The following is a 21049-nucleotide window of genomic DNA, read 5'->3' as shown; positions in this document are numbered from 1 at the left end:
TGCTATAGTTCAACTCCTGCACCAATTTTAATTGTAATTTCATGATGGTCTTCGGATGTATCAGCAAGTTCAAAACCCAATGTTTGATAAAGAAATACATTCTTATGAACATACTCCTCCACCCCTACAGAAAATACATGTGAAAGTGACCTGAATCCAGAAAAAGGATCTCCTTTTGTCCATTTGTCAGTGTTTATTCCAAACCACCCTTGACCATTGCCAAACTTTGCATACGGGTTTTCTGTATTAATGCTGTCAAAATACATGCGTTCAGTAAGGCTAAAGTTAAAGGAAAGTTGTTTTTGGCCGGTTAGCTCATTATACCTGCTCAACACAACCCCTATACTAAAATCATATACTCCAACATACGCACATGCAGGTATAGTATGATCAAAAAAATAAAATTCATTAATAGTGAATTTTGTGTAATAGTACAAATATTTATCAAATGTGTATGTATATACAAAGTCAAAATAATCAGCATCAAATGTTTGTCCGCTTGACTTTTCTCCATCGCGCATAATGAGCCGTGGATACAAAGCTATATCAATTTTAGCTTTATCCTGAGTAAATCCAAACACCATTCCCAGCTTATAATCGTTGATGTGTTCATCTTGACCAAATAGTCCACCGCTTCTGTGGTGGTTTCCAAGCATACCAAACCCCAGATAGTATCCCCCCGCATTAAACAATCCCTCTACTTTCTCCATCCACGCATTGACATCAGGTAGCAATGCCCCATAGTAAGGATTGCCAGTTGTGACGCGAGCTTCCCATCCATCAAATGGTCCTGCATCTATAAAAGCCTGTACTGGTATATTTGGTCCAAGGCCATTATCACTGACTATCTCAAAGCCTCTACTATCAAGAAAATACCCAACCCTAAACATCCCATCAACTGTAGCACGAAGTATACGCTTTGTTTCTTTAGGTTTTTCTTCTTCAGCAGTTACTTCTTTAACGGCTTTCTTTTCTTCTTGCGCTGCTCTCTCTTCCATCTGCTTTTGAGCCTGTGCAATAAGCTTTTGTTTATATGCATCAGGCAACCACTTAATGACTTCCTGATTTTTAGGGTCAAGCTTTAACACCTGCTCACCTGTGGCCACAGCCTTGTCAAACAAACCTGTTTTGTAATATAAATACCCAAGCCTCTCAAGCGATGGTATTTGTATGGGATTTCGCCTCACCGCTTCCTCATATGCAGGTATTGCATTAGCTATATCACCTTTGAGTTCATACACATACCCCATATTATGGAGTGTCTTGGCCGAACGCACATTGTAGATCTTTATGGATTCATCCAGTTTTTGGAGTGATTCTTCATATTTTTGTTTTCTACCCAGTTCAACACCCTCTCTTGTCAAATCCTCGGGATCCTGGGCATACACAGCAGTTAAAAAAATACAAAACAATGTAGAAAATATTTTTTTATACATATTCCATTCCCTATCGCAATCAAAGTTATAAGCTACTACAGCACTATATACTATTTGGAAATGCTCCAGAAATGCAACTAAAAATTACATTTAAGTTTAGAGCTAAAATAGCCAATAATTATAATAGCAAAAGTATTGCCTTATTTGTCAGGGAAATCTAATGTGACATAATATAGAGGTATGACATGAAAAAGACTATTATGGTAATTGGCGGTGGCCTTCTACAGGTACCAGTTATACAGACAGCTCAAAAAATGGGATTACAGGTGATAGTTACCGATTATAATCCTAATGCCCTTGGGATGAAATACGCCGATATACCAATTGTTATGAGCACTCGTGACATAGAAGGATCTGTGCGAGTTGCAAAAAAACAGAATGAAATTACCCCTATTTCAGGCGTTCTTACTGTTGGTACCGATGCATCTGCCACCGTTGCAGCTGTTGCCAATGCACTCAATCTCCCTGGAATAAAATTTGAGGATGCCATTGCTGCCACTAATAAAATAAAAATGCGCACACGATTTTTTGAGTATGGTGTTCCATCACCGCATTTTTTCCCCGTGTGGTCACTTTCTGATGCAAAAAAAGCGTGCAAAGTACTTGGTTTTCCAGTAGTTATAAAGCCTTCAGACAATATGGGTGCACGTGGTGTTATGCGCATTGACAATAAGAATCAGATTGCCGATGCGTTTGCATTTGCTAAAAGCGCCTCACCCAGCGGCGAACTAATCATAGAAGAATTTATGGAAGGTCATGAATTATCTATAGACGCCGTGGTGTTTAACGGTGAAGTTACTTTCACTGGTATTGCTGACCGCATTATTGAATATCCACCCCATTTTGTTGAAACCGGACATACCATGCCATCACAACTACCACAAGAAATTCAGGATAGCGCTTGCGAAGTGATGAAGGCTGGCATAAAAGCATTAGGTATTCACCTTGGTTGTGCAAAAGGGGATATTAAAATAACAAAAGAAGGACCTAAAATAGGCGAGTTAGCCGCGCGGCTTTCCGGTGGATTTATGTCTGCATACACTTATCCTCTTTCAACAGGTGTTAATCTTATGCGTGCGGCTATTGAAATTGCGTTAGGGCAGGAACCCGGCAATCTTGAACCACTGTATAACAGGGTTGCCATTGAGCGGGCAATTATCACAAAGCCCGGTATTGTGAAAAAGATATGCGGTGTTGAAGAAGCCCTAAAAATACCTGGTATAGCCGAAATTTTTATAAATGTAAAACCTGGCGATAAAGTAAAAAAGCCAACTTCAAACGTTGAAAAAGCAGGCCACATCATAGCCGTTGCCGACACTCTTGAAGAAGCCGAAGAAGCTGTACGCAAATGCAGAGAGGTGATCAACATAGAAATATGCGATGAATCTGAACTTTCCATGGATACCATTTATATTTCAGCACGGGAGCGATTGCGCAAAGTATGCTATGTATGCAAACAGTGCAATGGCAAAGACTGCGCCAGCGGTGTCCCCGGCATGGGTGGTGTGGGCAGTGGAGCATCATTTAAACGCAACAGCGAAGCACTCCTCAACTATAAAATAAATACTCGCGTTATACACGATGTTACTAATCCTGATACTTCCAGTTCTATTTTTGGCATACACCTTTCCTTTCCTGTTATGGCAGCACCAATTACAGGAGCTGTCACTAATCTGGGTGGAGCAATAGACGAACTTGATTACAACATTGCTGTTGTTAAGGGATGTATGGATGCAGGAACCATAGCATTTTTAGGCGATGGTGCTGACCCGGAAAAATACAAAATAGCTATAGAAGCCCTATCTCAATTTGGTGGTATGGGTATCCCTATATTCAAGCCTAGAGCAAATAACGACGAAATCATTAAGCGAATCAAAGCTGCCGAACAAGCAGGCGCTGTTGCAGTAGGGATGGATATAGATGCGATTGTGTTTAAGACTATGGAATTAAAACATCAGGAAGTAAAGCCAAAAAGCTTAAGTGAGCTTAAAACCATTATATCATCCACTCATCTTCCATTTGTGCTCAAAGGCATTATGAACCCACGCGATGCAGCTATGGCAGTGGAAGCTGGTGCCCATGCACTTGTTGTCTCAAACCACGGCGGCAGAGTACTTGACGAAATGGTTGGCACTATGGATGTGCTTGAGGATATAGTACGCGAAGTACATGGGCATATACATATATTAATAGACGGGGGTTTCAGAACAGGTGTTGACATTTTGAAAGCTTTAGCATTAGGTGCTGAATATGTACTTATTGGCAGACCTGTTGCCATTGCAGCAGTGGGCATGGGTTCTGAAGCTGTTGCGTATTACTTAAAGACACTTCAGGCTGAACTTAAAAAAGCCATGATACTGACAGGATGCGCAACCGTAGCCGACATAACCAGTGATATAGTGCGTAAAATCCATCACAATTCGTATCTACCTTTAGAAGTACGATAGCTTTTTGTAAGTTTTTATGTGTTCATGAATGTGGCAATTTAAAAATAAAAGCGGACAATATAGTGATACAAAAAAATCATTACTAGCTAATTTACATATAACAAAAATACAAACTTGAATTTTTACAAATTTTATATTTTTTTATCATATTATTATAATATTGCTTGACATAATTTTAATATTTATATAATTTGAATTTAAAATATACATATACATAATAAAAATAATATACATTAATTTTAATCATTGGTTATTATTATGAATAAAATTAATCCAATAATTTTAGCCACTACTATTATTATTTATTTTCTATATCTAAATATTCCACTATATACATTTGCATATCAAAACAATGAGTTTGATTATAGCTTATCATATAATGATGAATCATCTAATCCTTCTAACAAGGCAAATGACACTGAAGTAAATCCCACTACTGATTCTGATGTTTCCATAAATATTGAACCCGGTTTTGGATATAAATATATAAAAATATTTTATGACAATGATATAGTTGACAAAGCCAAATCTAAAATAAATATTAATGTCCAACCATTGTTTCTGGCATTTTTACGATACAATATTACTTGGAATGATTTTTCTATAAACGGTGAAGTACAAAATTCATTTGGTATAGGTGGTCAGTCAAACAACAATAATGATATATATAATAATTCTGTCATAAACTCAAGATACTCTTATCTTTTCCTTTTTGCGGTAGGATATTTAGGTTTTGAATCAAAATTTTCGTATGATGTTTATACTTTAGGTACTGCCAAATATTCAATCGATTTTACTGATATTAACCAAAATAAAAAATTTTCCGGTCACTTTCCATTTATAACAAAAAAGCAGCAATTTGATCTAGTGTATCACTTCTCTCCAGAGCAAGCATCACATATTAATAAAAATGCTAACGATGTATTTTTTGTATTACGATACCTTAATTACTATATTCCTGCAATACTATATATCCCTTCTAAAGAAGAAGATGATAAAAATAATTTCTTTGCTGCAGAGACACTTCCCTATTTAGTTAAATATAAAACCTATAGTTTTGGCTTTGGCTTTGAAAATAAACCTGAATCATTTTCAAACGGTTGGAATTTTAAGTATTCTTTTTCTTTATATTTGGGGAAAGGCAAAAATGAACAAACATATTTATGGCTTTATAGGAATATTAATTCTACAGTCAAATCACCAGAATTTTATATTATATCTCCATGCGCAACAATAGGAGTAATTTATTTATTCAAAAGACCTTTACTATCTCAAATAAAATTTTTAATAGATATTCAAAGCTATACATATTCCATATTTTTTTCAAATCAAGAAAATGCAAAAGATGGTACATTAGCCCATATATATTATTCATGGTGGTTATCTTTTGTAAGTCAATTCTAAATATATGTCACCAATGTTATAGCGCAGTGTTTCTATACATAATTCAAATTGATGTATAAGGTAGTACAGCTTATGAAAATTATGAATTTTGCTAAAATCATATTAATTTTTGGAATTGTAAGCTGCTCTGATGCATTTAACGATGATGCTATACATCAGCCATTCCTTAATAATAATGACATCAACTGCATCTTATCAGGTTTGCCAGACGTTAACTTTGGAATAGGCGGTATTACTTTGACAGATTTTAATGGTGGGGATGATCAGGGGCATGATATTGCTATACAAGAGGATGGTAAAGTAATTGCCGTAGGTTCATCAATTAACAATAAAAACAAATACTATCGCATAGCTATAGCACGATATAATTTGGATGGAAGTATAGATACAAGTTTTGGGAATCGTGGAAAAATTATCGAAGATTTCAATAACCTATACGGTAGCAGAGCTTTTTCAGTTGCTGTACAAAATGATGGTAAAATAGTTGTAGTTGGCCGTATTGAAACATATACAGAATTTGCAAACAATGTTCTTTTACCCTACTCAAGTAACATGATTGTATTACGGTACAACCCTGATGGTACTCGCGATACAACTTTTGGCAATAATGGTATTGTAATAAATAATACATTTAATTTGCAAAAACCATTTGAATTGGCTAATAAAGTAGCTATTCAACCTGATGGCAAAATTATTGTAGCAGGTTGTAGCCAAAACAAAGAAAATGATGGCAAATTGCGGTTTGTAGTTTTACGATACTGTAGTAATGGATTGCTAGATTCTAGTTTTGGAACAGGTGGTTATGTTATAGTAAATCCCCCTTCTTCTGGGGAGGAAACAATTGCTCATGATATAGCACTTAAAATAGATAACGATACTAAATCAGTAAAAAAAATAGTGATTGCAGGAGGGGTTTATTATTCTTCTATAGTGCCAAATCCTTCACGGTCCTTGGCTATCTGCTTAACAGAAAATGGCTCTTTTGATGATTCATTTGGAAATTCGGGAGTTAAAATCGATTCAAACATCCTAGAAGCAAAATGCGTTGCTATTCAATCAGATAATAAAATCCTTCTATCGGGAACCCCAAATGAATATAATCGTTTTACTGTAATACGATACAATGAAAACGGAACATCAGATTCTACTTTTGGCACAAATGGCAAAGCCGAGTTTACTTTTGAAAGTACAATCTTTATTTGCCGAACAACAAAGATATATGCTTTAACTGATGGCAATATTTTTATGGTAGGATATTATGCAAGTGGATTGGCATTACTTAAACTAACTTCTAAGGGAGATTTAGATTTGAGCTTTGGTAGTTATGGATCAACATTTTCAAATCTTAATCACCACTCTACACAAATTTCACGATCAGTTATTTCGGTTATAAATAACAATACTTTAATAACTATAATTGGATATCAACGAGTAGGTGAATATAGGGATTTTATTTTAGCACGATTTTGGCTGTGAAACATGATGTAATAATGCCACCTTCGTAATGTTTATATACCACCGTATAAAAATTTTTTTTAGTTGAAAGTTTTTTTACTAAATGCAGTAATTACCTTGATATGGAAAATTTTCTCCCTTATATAATTGTGCTACACTACTATCTTAAAAAAGCAGCATAGATATCAAATTTATTAAGTAATTTACACTTGATTATACAAAAAACAACATGAAGGTTTCATGAATGACACAAGCATTAAGATTATTCATAGCGTTTGTTATTACTTTAACACTCACTATCGCCACATACTCACTTCAGTTTACTGACATTCACGGAAAGTGGCAGCTTCTTTATCGCGGCAACTATGGCTACGAATTTAGATTTCACAAAAATTACCAGGCTGTATGTATAATATTCATGCAGACAAGCGCTGTGGTATTCAAAGGCGTGTATACGTTTGACAACCCCAACACCATCCGCATCAACGTTAACCAGATGAAAAACGTTGACATGTGCTGTGATGTCAATACTACAACAGGATTTGCCCAGGTAAAATCATCATATTTTCTTTTCAATGCCCAGGTAATTACTAAAAACAATAAAAAAATGCTTGAATTAAAGCCACTATCAATTGTCATTGATGGAATTAATTCTGAAGGGTATTTTGAACCTGTGATACTTTTGCAGCGCATGTAGGTGTCATGAGCTATCGCACCATAACTATACCGTATACAGATCCATTGGAAGCTATTGTGTACCCGTGTGACCAAATCACCGGCACCATTGTGTACAGCCATGGGCTCTTTTCTTCCAAAGACGCATACAAAATTAACCAAATTGCACCTGCTCTGTGCACCAGTGGCTACACAGNCATATCATTTAGTTATGGCTACACTCGACACTACACCACCGGCACCCCTCTTGCAATATCACTTCCACAATGTGCCGATGAACTCAATGCAGTCTTAGAATTTGCAGCAAACAATTATAGCCCCAACCTACATATTATTGGCTCAAGCATGGGCGGCGCAATAGCCATGTACTATGTAGCAACCACCCCATATATCTTTTCCATAAAAAGCTTAAGCTTACTGGCAACACCTGCTAATCTAAAAGATGTGGTACGGGCGATAGCTCCGCAAGGAATTGCTGGAGAATATGTAACTTTAGGTGAATATGTAATCGATGCACTGTTTCTCCACCAGATGAATAGCATAGAATTGGACAAGCTTATTCCAAGAATCGATGTTCCAGTGTGCATCATACATGGACAAAATGATGACGTTGTTCCAGTAACTCATGCGTATACCATTCAGAAAAATCTTTGCGTGCCTCATACCCTGCATATCATCCCTGATGGTGACCACACACTCACATCACACAAACATGTTGAATTAATCTTGCAGTATATAGTTTCATGGCTTAAAATGCATCCATAAAATAGTAATATTGTTATCACAACCAGTCTTACCATACATTAAAATATTACGTATAGTTTCTGTGCTATACCATTTTAGCCAATGTTGGAAATGCTGAGTGCACGCAACATTTTTCTTGACATTTTCAGCTATGAAGCTACATTTATGAATATACATTAACCTTTTTACTATGGAGGAAGATCATGCCACTCAAAACTCCCGCTGAATATATTGAAAGCATACGTAAGCTTAAAAGAACCATATATCTTTTTGGTCAAAAAATAGAAAATACTGTCGATCACCCCATTATAAAGCCATCACTCAATGCAGTGGCAATGACATATGCTCTTGCTCAAAAGGAAGAGTACAAGGATATAATGACAGCAACCTCGCACATTACAGGTAATGTCATAAATCGTTTCACCCATATTCATCAAAGTATTGATGACCTGGTAAAAAAAAGCAAAATGGGGCGTCTTTTAGGTGCAAAGACCGGGTGCTGCTTCCAGCGCTGTGTGGGTATGGATGCGCTCAATGCGCTCTCAATGACAACCTATGCCATTGACCAAAAATATGGCACACAGTATTATCAGCGTTTTTTGAAGTACCTACAGTATGTGCAGGACAATGATTTAGTTTGTGATGGCGCAATGACTGATCCCAAAGGCGACAGGTCGCTCCCACCTCATAAACAGCAAGACCCTGATCTCTACCTGCATGTAGTAAAAGAAACAAAAGATGGGATTATAGTGCGCGGTGCAAAGGCACATCAAACTGGAGCACTCAATTCACATGAAGTCATTGTCATGCCAACTATCGCCATGCGCCCTGAAGATAAAGATTGGGCAATCTCGTTTGCAGTGCCCGCTGACACACAGGGCTTAATCTATATATATGGGCGACAGTCATGCGACACCCGCAAACTTGAAAAATATACCATTGATCAGGGTAATGCACTCTTTGGTGGCCATGAAGCCTTGATTGTATTTGATGATGTTTTTGTTCCCTGGGACAGAGTTTTTATGTATAAAGAATATGATTTTGCAGGCCACCTGGTTGAGCGTTTTGCATCATATCACCGGCAAAGCTATGCATGCAAGGTTGGCGTGGGGGATGTGCTGATTGGTGCAACGCAGACAATAGCTGAATACAATGGAATAGATAAAGCATCACATGTGAAAGACAAGATCATTGAAATGATACACCTGAATGAAACGCTGTATTGCGGCTGTATTGCCTGTGCTTCCGAAGGCAAGCGTGAAGAGCCTGGTACCTATATGGTAAATACCCTGCTTGCAAATGTTCACAAACAAAATGTCACGCGCTTTCCCTATGAGATAGCCCGATTAGCACAGGATATTGCTGGTGGTGCACTGGTGACCCTCCCTTCAGCTGATGACCTGAATCACCCGGAAGCTGGCAAATGGATTAAAAAATATTTTAAAGCAAAAAGCGATGTTCCTACTGAACACCGCATCCGTATTCTGCGCCTGATAGAAAATATCACTATGGGCACAGCCTCTGTAGGCTATTTAACCGAATCAATGCATGGTGCAGGCTCACCACAGGCGCAGCGCATCATGATAGCACGTGAATCAAACGTAAAGGAAAAGCAGGAAACCGCAAAGCACTTAGCGCAGATTATAGAGAAGAAGGTGTCTCAAAACAAACAGTGAGGACCTCAATGATGATGGTGCAAAGTCATTGAGAGCATAGAGCTTGTCTAAGGGGGCAATCTCAATGCTGCAGAAGACAAGATTGCCACACGCCTGCAGCGCTCGCAACTATGGATTGCTTCGTCACTTTGTTCCTCGCAATGACACAAGGTCAAAAGTCATTGTAAAAATATGTCTTTTGGGACACCCTCCTCAATTTATTCATTTATCTTTATACCATTCATGAGAGTTTTAAAATCCTGTACCATCTTTTCTTCTTCCACTTTTCCAGCCCTGCCCAAAAACAGCGTGTAGAGCTTCTTAACTTTTTCAGGTTTTTCCTGAATCGTCTTAACCACGGCAGCTATTTTGGTGATATTATCGCTGGTAAAAGGTTTCATGGTATAAGGATGCTCAGCATTGACAATGCTTTCCCAGTAATTAATATAATCCTTTGGCAACCTGGTATCAGGTGCAACCCAGTTTACCAGTACAAAATAATTATCTTTCTGATATTCACTGAGCATAACACGACGTATGGTCCATTCGGTGCCTGTGGCCTGCTTTATATACCCAAAATTGATACCCATACGCACATCATCATTGATTGCAATAACATCATTTGTAGCAGAAATAGAAAACACACCAGCACCAAACTGGAAGCCTCTTTGTGCTGAATAATCAAACTTGACCCCAGTTAATGCTTTTGGCAGTAATTTATTACCAGTTAAAAACTCTTTCCAGTCTTTCAATTTTCCATAGTATGATAACTGTACATAATCCAGCAATTTCAGTGCATCATATTTCCAAAACTCAATTTCGGATGTCTCACATACAAAGACCACCGCCGACATGCCTTCAGGTGTTGGTGTTGCACAGCTTATGACAGCTTCATCAGAATATTCCAGCACCCACGTACACAGCCGCCATTTACGACCGTATTTATCGGTATGGTACTCGGTAGCTATTGGATCGCCCAGCGACAATATCCGGGTCTTCACATCGCCAAAATCGCGGGTTATGCTCTGCCCCTCTAAAACAAGCTTCATTCCTACTTTGGGGTCATTGAGCATATCCTGAAGACTCACATCATCGGGACGCGAAATATCAATAAAAAGCAAACGCTTATCAGGATTTGCCATGCGGATGACGCCATTGCCATGTATCTTTGTTTCTTTGTATTCAATATTGGAGATAGTCCATTTGTTGTTATCCTTGCTTAAATAATTAACCTGTAAAAAGTAACTATCGGTAAAATCAAAAAGTGGGATAAGTGATTCCTCACCCTCAGGGAACATCCCCCTGCCCTGGCCTTTCAAAAGTTCATCCATGGTTGTTACATAGAATTTTTTAAAACGTTCATTGAACAATTTTTTAATTTCCTTATAACCTTTTGGAAGCGATAGTTCATCATCAAAATCTTTAACCATTGTCTTTTCAGGAAGCAGTGTAAAGCCAAAGTTCATACGCACATGGAAAATACCGCGATTTCCTGTTTTAGTAACCTCACTTACTGGAAGTGAATAGGCAATATTATCTTTGCGCTGGATGACAATACCAATACAATTGGCCTGATCATCAACAAGAGGGCCTCCACTGTTTCCAAAATTAACATCTGATGAGCTTTTTAATAAATTAAATCTTCCATCTTCTGGTTCGGGGTAAGTGCCAATAAGCTCCCCCTGGCGCATTACGATGCCTTCACCATACGCATTGCCCACTGCAAAGACACTATCGCCAATGCTAAAATTTTCTTTTAGTTTTAAATATTTTGCAAATGTCTTATTTTTAACCGTAAAGCGTATAAAATCCCTGTGACTATCAAACGCTAAAATTTTATCAATTTCATACACATTGCCCTGTGAATCACGGATATAAAAATCTTTGTAAATGAGCGAATCAGTCTTCAAATCCAGCACATGGAATGCCGTTAAAAGCTCAGTGGGGGAAATAGCAAATGCAGTCCCTATTGAATAGTATTTATCCACCCGTATGTTATAGGGTATCAGATGCCATGGCAGCTCCTTTTCGTATGTCAGGGTATCTTTTTCAGGCTTGTTTACAACAACCTCAAAGCACGATTCGTTAACAAGATTTTTAAGGTCTTTAGATAAAGATTTTGTTTGAGTGGTATTTGCCCCGGTAGCACATGCCACAAAGAAAGCTAACAGTAGAATCATCAGTTTTTTCATTGGTACCTCTATGTTCTTTTTGCAGAGTTTATAAAAGTCAGGGTTTATTTCTTCATATTTAATATACCGGCTGTCAAGTTAAATTACAATTATATTTATATTTTTTATTCACACTTTGTTCATCACTGGAGCATTACCTTTTAGTTACTATTAAAGGCTTGACTGATACATAACACACTTATACTTTTGTATTAATAATTGTATAGCAGGATACTTATATGCTAAAAGGGAATAAACAAAAACCAATTGCCCTCATCCTTGCTGGTTTTGACAAACCCGACCGTAAAACCATGATAAAGCGTAAAAAGCAGCTTATTGAAGCCTATGACGGCGATGTGATTTATATTGGCAAAAATAAATTTTTGCAAACACTTGCCGGCAAGCCTGTTATACAGTATGTGCTTGATAGCGTGTACCATGCCAAAAAATATGGCAAACCACTGTATGAAAAAATTTATGTCTACAACGACATACAAAACTTTACCGATGCTATAGATACAAAAAAATATAAAAACCTTACCGTGTTGCAGATGAAACAGTCAGTTGGGGGACATATAAAAGATTTTTATTCCAACTACATTGACTATGGCCAGCGGCTTGATATTTTCTTTGGCGATACCCCGCGCCTCACCGCACAGGATGTTGAGTATATGCATGATGAATACACTAAAATTTTAGGTAAGGCAAAAGATTATAGGGGAGCGATAGTTCATTTAATTTACAGCATTGTGGAATATCAGGATGTTGCTAACGATAGCTGGTTGCCACACCGCTTAAAAGCAATCAAACGTGGCGAGCATAAAGGTAAACACAAATATTTTGTTGGCTTTGATACGTTTGAAGCACGCATTGGTAACTCTGCTGCTATTATCAAACATCATTCCATTGATCCAATAGTGGAATACCAGATTATTGACTTTTTCTACGGATTACGCAAGGCACTATCGCCCAATATTTTTTCCAAAATACTGTACCATCTATGGAAAACAAAAAATTTTGATGTCATACGACAGGTAAAGCAGCGCTGCCTGGAAGAAGAAAATTTTTACCGTGCTGTTATTGATGTTATTGAACGGGTATACAAACTGGATTTATCTCACTTTGGTGGATATATCTATCATATTAAAAAAAATGCTGCTCACTGGGAAAATGATATTGATGGGCCAAAAGACTTAAAAGCATTTAGAATGCACATGGAAAAGTAATATTTTTTACATTTGACAATTATCCACACTGAGTATATTTTTAATTTTGAAAGTAACAAAGAAGAAACAATATCATAAATTGAATAGTGGAAATACGTAACGACATCACATACATTGAAATTTTAAGTGGTTTGAGTGATGCCGTTTGCTATCATTATCATCATTGCTATTACTTTGCAAAATTTGGTAAAATCAAATCCTGTTGAAGAAAAAAAACTTGGCAGACTAAACATGGATTACGATGTATGGGAAACAACGATAACACTATAATTCAAAAAATGATGCAAAAAAATTTCAACCGCTTTTGTGAACTTACCCGGTCCATGTTTTTAATGAAACATGCATTTTATAAATCGTTATTTCCCACTCTCAATGATGAGGAAATATGGTCTAAAATTACAGAGGATATACTAAAAAGAAAAGATAATAATGAAAGACCAAACAATTCCTGAAATCATTATTGCTATTAGTTCCTGTCTTATAAAATCAAATATCTCATTCTGTATTGCTGGAGGTATTGCTGTTAGTTTATGGGGTCATGTACGGGCAACTGAAGATATTGATATTATTGCCTTAATTGATGAAACAAATGAAACAAAATTCTTAAGTGCACTACAAAACCATTTTAAAGTTATACCTCATAAAGAGAAAATGCTACAATCAACATTAACCCCTATTAAAAGATATGTTATTGTACACAACTCTTTCCATTTTGTGATAGCTATACTATTAGCAACAAATGACTTCTTGAAACACTGTATACAAAATAGCAAACTCTTTTCTGTGAAGGGCATCAAAATTCCTGTTATTAATCTTGAAGATCTTATTGTTATTAAATGTGCTGCAGGAAGGTATCAGGATATTGCCGACATACAGGCTCTTGTACGGGGTTCTATCCCGGTAAATAAAGATTATATTGTAAAACAATTGGAGTTACTGCATATTTCAGTGCCCAAAGAGGTTACACCACTTATTTTGCAATAACTACTTTCTGGAAGGAATACTATGTCGTATAATCCATCAGTGTATATCTTCAAAAGTATTGAAAATTTTATTTTTTAAACAATTTTTTATTTCATATTTTCTGCTAATTAATGTATAATTAAGTAGCAATAAGGCAATAATTCTTCTTTATGAAAACAAAATATTTACATAGTATATCAAGAATAACCCTCTTTCTCTTTGCTACATTTTTTTTATCCTGTTGGGATACTACACAAACCATAAACCAGGATGAAAAAAATCCTCAAATAAACGTACGTGCCGGTACACTTCAAATACCTTCATCAGGAACCTATGATTTTGGGCAAATAGAAATTGGTCACACCAAATCGTCCATAATAACTATCGAAAATTTAGGACAATTATTTTTAGGTCTTTCTGGACCCATAACGGTAAGCGGTACTGACGCTTCATTGTTTAGTATCGACAGCCAGCCAAATACTACCATTCCGCCATTTACTTATACCACTTTCACTATTTCTTTTACTCCAGATTCACAGGGGATAAAAACAGCCATCATAACAATACCAAGCAATGATCCACAAAAAACTACATTTACATTTACCGTACAGGGTCAAGGACTCATTGTCACTTCTCCCGAAATTAATATTCAATATAGTGGAAGCACTGTTAACAAAGGTGATTCCATCCATTTGGGTAGTTGCGTTGTAGGGAATTCATCTAATTTTACTATTTCCATTCACAATAGTGGAACAGCTGATCTTACTTTAAATTCACCAATTATAAGCGGAATTGATCAAAGTCTTTTTTCTATATCTACCTTACCAGCAAATACTGTTGCAGCCGGTTCTTCAACAGATTGTATTATTTCGTTTACCCCAACATCTACTGGTGATAAAACTGCCATTATTACCATAACCAATAATGATGCCGATGAAAGCACGTTTAGCTTCACAATAACCGCTACAGCAACAGCAAACCCACAACCTGATATCTTTATAATGCAAGATACTACTCCCCTGTATAATGGAATTGGCATATTTGATTTTGGAAATGTTAATCAGGGACAAACAAGCTCTGTTACATTTACCATAAGAAATACTGGCACTGCAAATCTTACTCTAACTTCACCATTTACTATATCTGGAGCTGATGCTTCTATGTTCGCAGTTTCAGATCCAGGCTCAACAGACATTGTACCAAATGACACAACGACATTTACTATGAATTTCACTCCATCCTCTGCAGGAGAAAAAAATGCAACAGTTTCTATTGGTAATAACGTATCAGGTAAAACCCCATACACCTTCACTATCAAAGGCACGGGTATAGCAATACCCGAAATTGATATATTGCACGGTGCAATTTCTATTGCTAATAACGGAAATTTTGACATTGGTTCTACAACAGTTAATGTTTCCAAAGATACTATTTTTACTATAACAAATAGTGGTGTGGGCATTCTTACTCTTAAAGCTACCCCTATCATAACATTAACTGGTTCGCCCTTTTTTACAATTAGTATCGATCCAAGCGAGACCATTGATCCATCATCCTCATCCAATTTTACATTACGCTATCTTCCTACTGAACCTGGCAACCATTCAACAATAGTAACAATTGCCAACAATGATCTTGATGAAAACCCATACACGATCACAATAACGGGGTTAGCAACATCAGTCCCAACACCAAAAATTGAAATCACAAAAACATCACAGGTGTTGTTGAACAATAGTACTGTAGATTTTGGCGGGATGACAGTGAATGGAACACCAATAGATATGACGTTTACCATAACCAATAAAGGCGATAGTAACCTTACTATATCAGATGCAACAATTTCAGCAGTTGATTTTTCAATACTAACTGCTCCTACAACTCCTGTACCAGCAGGGGGAACAACAACCATCGTTGTACGATTCTTAGCTACTTCATCAGGGAACCAAGGAGCTACTCTTACTATAACAAGTAATGATCCCAATAATGGCTCTTTTACCATAAACCTTGCTGGTAAGGGGCTTAATCCAGAAATTAATTGTAAGATTAATAATTCAGATTTTAACAGTGGCAATACATACGACTTTGGTGACCTTGCTATAGGGCACAGCAAGGATATCATTATCACAATTGAAAATGATTCTTCCGCTGATCCTCTGTATTTGACAGGAAGTCCAATAGTTACAAAGGTTTCAGGTGGTGAGTTTTCAGTTACCTCTCAGCCATCAAAAGTAAGCATACAACCATCAGGATCCACAACATTTTCGATACGATTTTCACCAACTGCTACCGGTAATCAATCAGCACAATTCATTATATCTAACAATGATAGCGATGAAAACCCATATATTATAAATGTTCAGGGAAATGGTACAAACGCTGCAATTCAGGTTGATGAAGTAGCCGTTGGTGGATCTAATAATTACGGCAATGTAAAGTGCAATACCGGGGGTTTAGTACATACGTTTACCATACGCAACAACGGAAGTACTGATTTACTGCTCAATGCATCAAACCCTGTAATAATTTCTGGAACAAACAAGGATTTATTTATACTAGAGACATCACCATCTACAACAATAAATCCATCCGCAACAACAACATTTAGTATTCGTTTTAATCCACAAACCTTATCTGATACTGGTAACAAGAACGCCACAGTGGTAATACAAAGCAATGACCCAAATATTCCCCTTTACACCTTCACCGTTCAGGGCACAGGCACTACACCCCATATATCAGTAAGTGATGGCTCAAATACTATTCTTAATGGTGGAATATTTAATTTTCCCAATGTTAATTATGGCAGTGCAGGAATATCCCAAACATTTACCATAACCAATACTGGTGATGCAGATCTTCTATTAACTGGTATACCTAAAGTACAAATTTCCGGTACAGGAGCTTCACATTTTTCTGTTACCATTCAACCAACATCACCAGTCAATGCTTTGGGAAGCACTACGTTTACAATACTATTCAATCCCACAAGCTTGGGTACACACACAGCTACAGTAACAATATCAAATGACACCCTCGATACCAATACATTCACTTTTACAATTGAAGTCATTTGCGATGACACAGAATCACCTGTTATTACCATTACAGATCCGCCTGCAAATAGCTACACTAACGGTACGCAAACACTATTGTTTACAGTCGCAGATAACGTTGATGTAACAAGCGTTCAGGCTAAAATTGGCTCTGGAACGTTTACAGACATTTCATCAGGCGTTGCCATAAATACCATCAATGGATGGGCTGCTGCTTCTGAAGGCACCATTACCATTGATATGCAAGCTAAGGATGCTGCAAATAACACCGGTATCGCTTCTTTAAGCCTCATTAAAGACATTACACCACCGGTTATTACAATAGTTTCCCCTGCTGAGAACGCTCCAATCAATGGTAATCAATCTCTACAATTCACCGTCACTGACGTTGCTGTGACAGCCACCCGTGCTAAAATAGATACAGGAACATTTAATAACATTACATCCCCTGCAACTATAAATACCATCAATGGATGGAGTCCGCCGTATACGGGAAATTCTATCACTGTATATATTGAATCCACCGATCAAGCAGGCAACACAGGAAATATCAGTCGAAGTTTCTTTGCTGATACAACACCACCAACCGGCAATATTACTAACCCAACAGATGGCTCAACTGTTAGTGGTACTATTACTATAACAGCAGATGCAGATGATAGTGGCGGTTCAGGTATTGAATATGTTGAATTCTATATTGATGCTACTTTAGAAGACACACTGACAAGCTCGCCGTGGGAATATTCTTGGGATACAACTTCTTATTTAAATGGATCCTATCCTTTAAAAATTAGAGTAATGGATAAAGCTGGTAATGAATATAGTGATGATGATACTACTGTTACCGTAAATAATTAAATTAAATGCTTTTATTATCTTCTTGTTTTTATTCTTTCTATGTTTTCTATATATCCTCGGGCAGGCTCAATTCCAAGAGTATATGCTTTTTTGAAATCCACAAGGGCATTAGCCATTTCTCCTTTCATATAGTATGCTCGTCCCCTATTGTAATAGAGCATACCGCTTTTGGGAAAGAGTTTCAGCCCGTTTGTATTTTCTTCTATAGATTTATCGTATTGGCCCAAATAAAAATGTGCTAATGCCTTATTCTGATAGTAGATAGCATTTTTATTGAGTTTTAGTGCTTTTTCATAATCCTTAATAGCATTCTGGAATTGCTTATCCTTCATATAAACCACACCTCTATTGTAGTAGAGATTTGCATTATCAGGATCTTTGAGTATTTCTATTGTATATCTTACAATTGCCCTTTTATAGCTTCCCTGCCGTATATATTCAGTAGGCGAAGCGGGACATAGTACATACTGCATCCATAAATATACCGCAGCAACGATAACCGTAACTATCGCACCAATAATAACAACTTTTTGTATTGTTATTTTTGTAAAATACATACTTGCACTTTTATCCTTTGCCTATGGTATATTAATCTTGACACTAACAAAAAACACCCAATATAGTAAGATTGTATGAAAATCAATAAAAAAAGGTTTTTTTTAATTGCAATGCTTCTTGCGCTATCATTCAACCGTGCGCATTCAACAATAGCATCTATTGGATTGACACCTGCCAACCCTACCACCTTATCCAACGGATTATCCTATTACTTAGCTGGAATTACCTATAGTTTTACCGTAAATGTTATTGACCCTGATATTAGCGGATGGGCTCAATTAACTGACGTTAGATTAACAATTACCAATGCCACCAATATTGTTATTTTCATTAACCCTTCAGGAACAGGTACAAATTTACCCGTTACGGTAACAAGCGGCATTGTTAATGCTGTTGCCGATATAAGTGGTACATACAACAATTGCACGGTAACATTTAAAGTTACATTCAGGTGGGATACGCCTGAATCAGCATTTGGAGCAAAAACCATTATCGGATCCGCAACTACTACGTACCCAGCAAATAACACCAAAACCGATTCAAGATCAGTAAATTATGGGGTTTGCTCATCGTTTCAGATATTGAACTTTGCACAAGATGGTGTTGCTGCTGATGGTATGATTAATCCCTGGCACGACAGTTTCAACATAACAGGAGTACCTGTGTACAATGTTCCTGGCGCCACCCTTTCGGATAGCATTGAAACGATATATTCAGGTGAAATAACTAACACACTATTATATCGCAGCGGGAACAATACTGGTTTTAATGATAATAGTCCTTCTGATATTTCATACACCATTCCACCCCAATATTTTAATAATAATTCTTTGCCATTAGGAAATCATACGTGGCGAATATATGCTGCAATGCAAACGGCTCCTGGATTTGAATATTCCAGCAATACTTTGAGCATAAACTGCGACGAAGTAGAAGTAACATCTATTGAATTTATCAATGGCGGTGGTATAAGCAATCCACCATTGCATTACTACTACCGAAGTGTAACCCAACCAGGTACTCAGGTTAGTATTACTGCTCGTATGCGCAATGGACTGGGACCGATGGTTGGGAATGTTACCTTTATCCTTGAAAATATTACTAATCCCAATGACGATGCAACAATTGTTATTGCCCACGGACAAACAACAGGCATTGCAAACCTAAATTTTCCCAATCCTCTGCCCTCTGCCCATACCACACAATCAAATACATATCGTATAAAACAAATATCTGGTGGTACATACGGTGGTGATGACATTATAAACGGGAATGGGCAAAATGTAGCAAGTCGTATACAGCAGCCTGTAAATCCAATAATATACTGGGATAATGAAGACCCTCCCGGTAGCGGTACACCCTTTACTGCGTGGATTGGACATAGTGCAACTGCTGATTCGCTAACTTTAAACTGGCAACCATTAGCAAATGCCGATCCTGATAGGGATTTCTATTCATACAAAGTATATTATAAACAAACAACCGAAACCCAGTATAAAATTATTGACCGTTCAACATCAGGCTATGCATCATTGTCAAACCCTACAACGGGCTCGGTCACCATTACCGGCTTAATACCTTTAAAAAACTATGACATTTATATAACAGCAATCGATGTTTTTGGAAATGAGGTACAGATTGCTGATGCACTCCCACCTGTAGGGCAACGCACCCTGGGAACATTAGCTTCAACTATACGTATTCAACTTACCGATGGCATCACAACATATGATGACGATAGCTTTGCAACCTTTGATCAGCCAAACTTGCGTCCTGTACGTAAAACCAACCTGCGTGTAAAAGTTTTTATAATCAGTGCCTATAATTTACCAGATACTGTGAATATCCTTGTTAGACCATACCCGGGAACTGATTTTCTATCTGGTGGTGTATTACAAGGAGTTGAAGGTATTGATTATTATAGATTTTCAACAATTAAAACTGCTTCAAACGAATGGACAGGATATATACAAGAACAAATTCCCTGGATGAATGGAAATAGCATAAAGTTTATTATAGAAACAATTCTAAACAATGTACACACATATTCGGACTATAATTCAGAATCCGAAACACCTGCAACAGCCAACCCTGATGATCAGCCATTTACCGTAAGTATACAAACTCCAACACAATTTACTCCCTGGCCCACGCGCATCTTAAACAACGTTATTGATGACAACCATCCCTATGCCTATCCAGCATACTATCTTACTGATGATGCATATGTTACTATTACGGTGTATGATATAAAAGGGCGCCCCGTTTCCAAAATACTTGATACTGCATTTAGAAAAGGCGGTCAGAACATAAAAGAAAATGGCTGGGCTGGTGTTAATAAAGCCAACAAGAAGTTAGGCGTTGGATTATACTATATTCATATATATGCAAAGCGCGCATC

The 21049-nt window shown here is 37.1% G+C and carries 14 protein-coding genes; 11 read left to right on the top strand and 3 right to left on the bottom strand.

Annotated elements, in window-relative coordinates; all coding sequences use genetic code 11:
* Positions 1–2: 2 nt before the first annotated feature.
* A complete protein-coding gene (locus N3F66_07425; protein MCX8123982.1) occupies positions 3–1436 on the bottom strand; it encodes a tetratricopeptide repeat protein in 1434 nt (477 codons plus the stop codon).
* A 185-nt stretch (positions 1437–1621) separates the two neighbouring features.
* Between N3F66_07425 and N3F66_07420 the strand changes: the two genes are divergently transcribed.
* The 6 genes from N3F66_07420 to N3F66_07395 all read left to right on the top strand — a co-directional run bounded on the left by N3F66_07420 (position 1622) and on the right by N3F66_07395 (position 9837).
* Positions 1622–3883 (top strand): alpha-hydroxy-acid oxidizing protein, encoded by a 2262-nt coding sequence (locus tag N3F66_07420; protein MCX8123981.1) that lies wholly within the window; start codon positions 1622–1624, stop codon positions 3881–3883.
* Between the two features lie 258 nt (positions 3884–4141).
* The gene (locus tag N3F66_07415; protein MCX8123980.1) at positions 4142–5287 is read left to right on the top strand and encodes a hypothetical protein; all 1146 of its coding nucleotides are present in this window, start codon (positions 4142–4144) and stop codon (positions 5285–5287) included.
* A gap of 72 nt (positions 5288–5359) precedes the next feature.
* Entirely contained in the window at positions 5360–6763 is a 1404-nt protein-coding gene (locus N3F66_07410; protein MCX8123979.1) for a delta-60 repeat domain-containing protein, read from the top strand.
* A gap of 223 nt (positions 6764–6986) precedes the next feature.
* Positions 6987–7439: a hypothetical protein gene (locus tag N3F66_07405; GenBank protein MCX8123978.1), complete on the top strand. Its 453-nt coding sequence runs from the start codon at positions 6987–6989 to the stop codon at positions 7437–7439.
* Positions 7440–7444: 5 nt separating this feature from the next.
* Complete coding sequence (locus N3F66_07400) at positions 7445–8182, top strand: prolyl oligopeptidase family serine peptidase (GenBank protein ID MCX8123977.1); 738 nt, start codon at positions 7445–7447, stop codon at positions 8180–8182.
* A gap of 182 nt (positions 8183–8364) precedes the next feature.
* Complete coding sequence (locus N3F66_07395; protein ID MCX8123976.1) at positions 8365–9837, top strand: 4-hydroxyphenylacetate 3-hydroxylase family protein; 1473 nt, start codon at positions 8365–8367, stop codon at positions 9835–9837.
* A 197-nt stretch (positions 9838–10034) separates the two neighbouring features.
* On the opposite strand, the gene N3F66_07390 is transcribed toward N3F66_07395, so the two are convergent.
* A complete protein-coding gene (locus N3F66_07390; GenBank protein MCX8123975.1) occupies positions 10035–12008 on the bottom strand; it encodes a serine protease in 1974 nt (657 codons plus the stop codon).
* Positions 12009–12226: 218 nt separating this feature from the next.
* On the opposite strand from N3F66_07390, the gene N3F66_07385 reads away from it, so the two are divergent.
* The 4 genes from N3F66_07385 (at position 12227) to N3F66_07370 (ending at position 18090) form a co-directional block, all read left to right on the top strand.
* Positions 12227–13213, top strand: coding sequence for a hypothetical protein (locus tag N3F66_07385; GenBank protein MCX8123974.1), 987 nt, complete (start codon positions 12227–12229; stop codon positions 13211–13213).
* Positions 13214–13351: 138 nt separating this feature from the next.
* A complete protein-coding gene (locus tag N3F66_07380) occupies positions 13352–13483 on the top strand; it encodes a hypothetical protein (GenBank protein MCX8123973.1) in 132 nt (43 codons plus the stop codon).
* A 159-nt stretch (positions 13484–13642) separates the two neighbouring features.
* On the top strand, positions 13643–14197 hold the full coding sequence (locus N3F66_07375; protein ID MCX8123972.1) for a nucleotidyltransferase: 555 nt from the start codon (positions 13643–13645) through the stop codon (positions 14195–14197).
* A gap of 149 nt (positions 14198–14346) precedes the next feature.
* Positions 14347–18090, top strand: a complete 3744-nt coding sequence (locus N3F66_07370; GenBank protein ID MCX8123971.1) for a choice-of-anchor D domain-containing protein — start codon at positions 14347–14349, stop codon at positions 18088–18090.
* A 14-nt stretch (positions 18091–18104) separates the two neighbouring features.
* On the opposite strand, the gene N3F66_07365 is transcribed toward N3F66_07370, so the two are convergent.
* On the bottom strand, positions 18105–18647 hold the full coding sequence (locus tag N3F66_07365) for a tetratricopeptide repeat protein (protein MCX8123970.1): 543 nt from the start codon (positions 18645–18647) through the stop codon (positions 18105–18107).
* A gap of 75 nt (positions 18648–18722) precedes the next feature.
* Between N3F66_07365 and N3F66_07360 the strand changes: the two genes are divergently transcribed.
* A partial coding sequence (locus N3F66_07360) for a fibronectin type III domain-containing protein (GenBank protein MCX8123969.1) occupies positions 18723–21049 on the top strand: 2327 nt, incomplete at its 3' end.

Source organism: Spirochaetota bacterium (assembly GCA_026414805.1).
Lineage (GTDB): Bacteria > Spirochaetota > UBA4802 > UBA4802 > UB4802 > UBA4802.
This window is presented reverse-complemented; position numbering and strand designations above follow the sequence as displayed.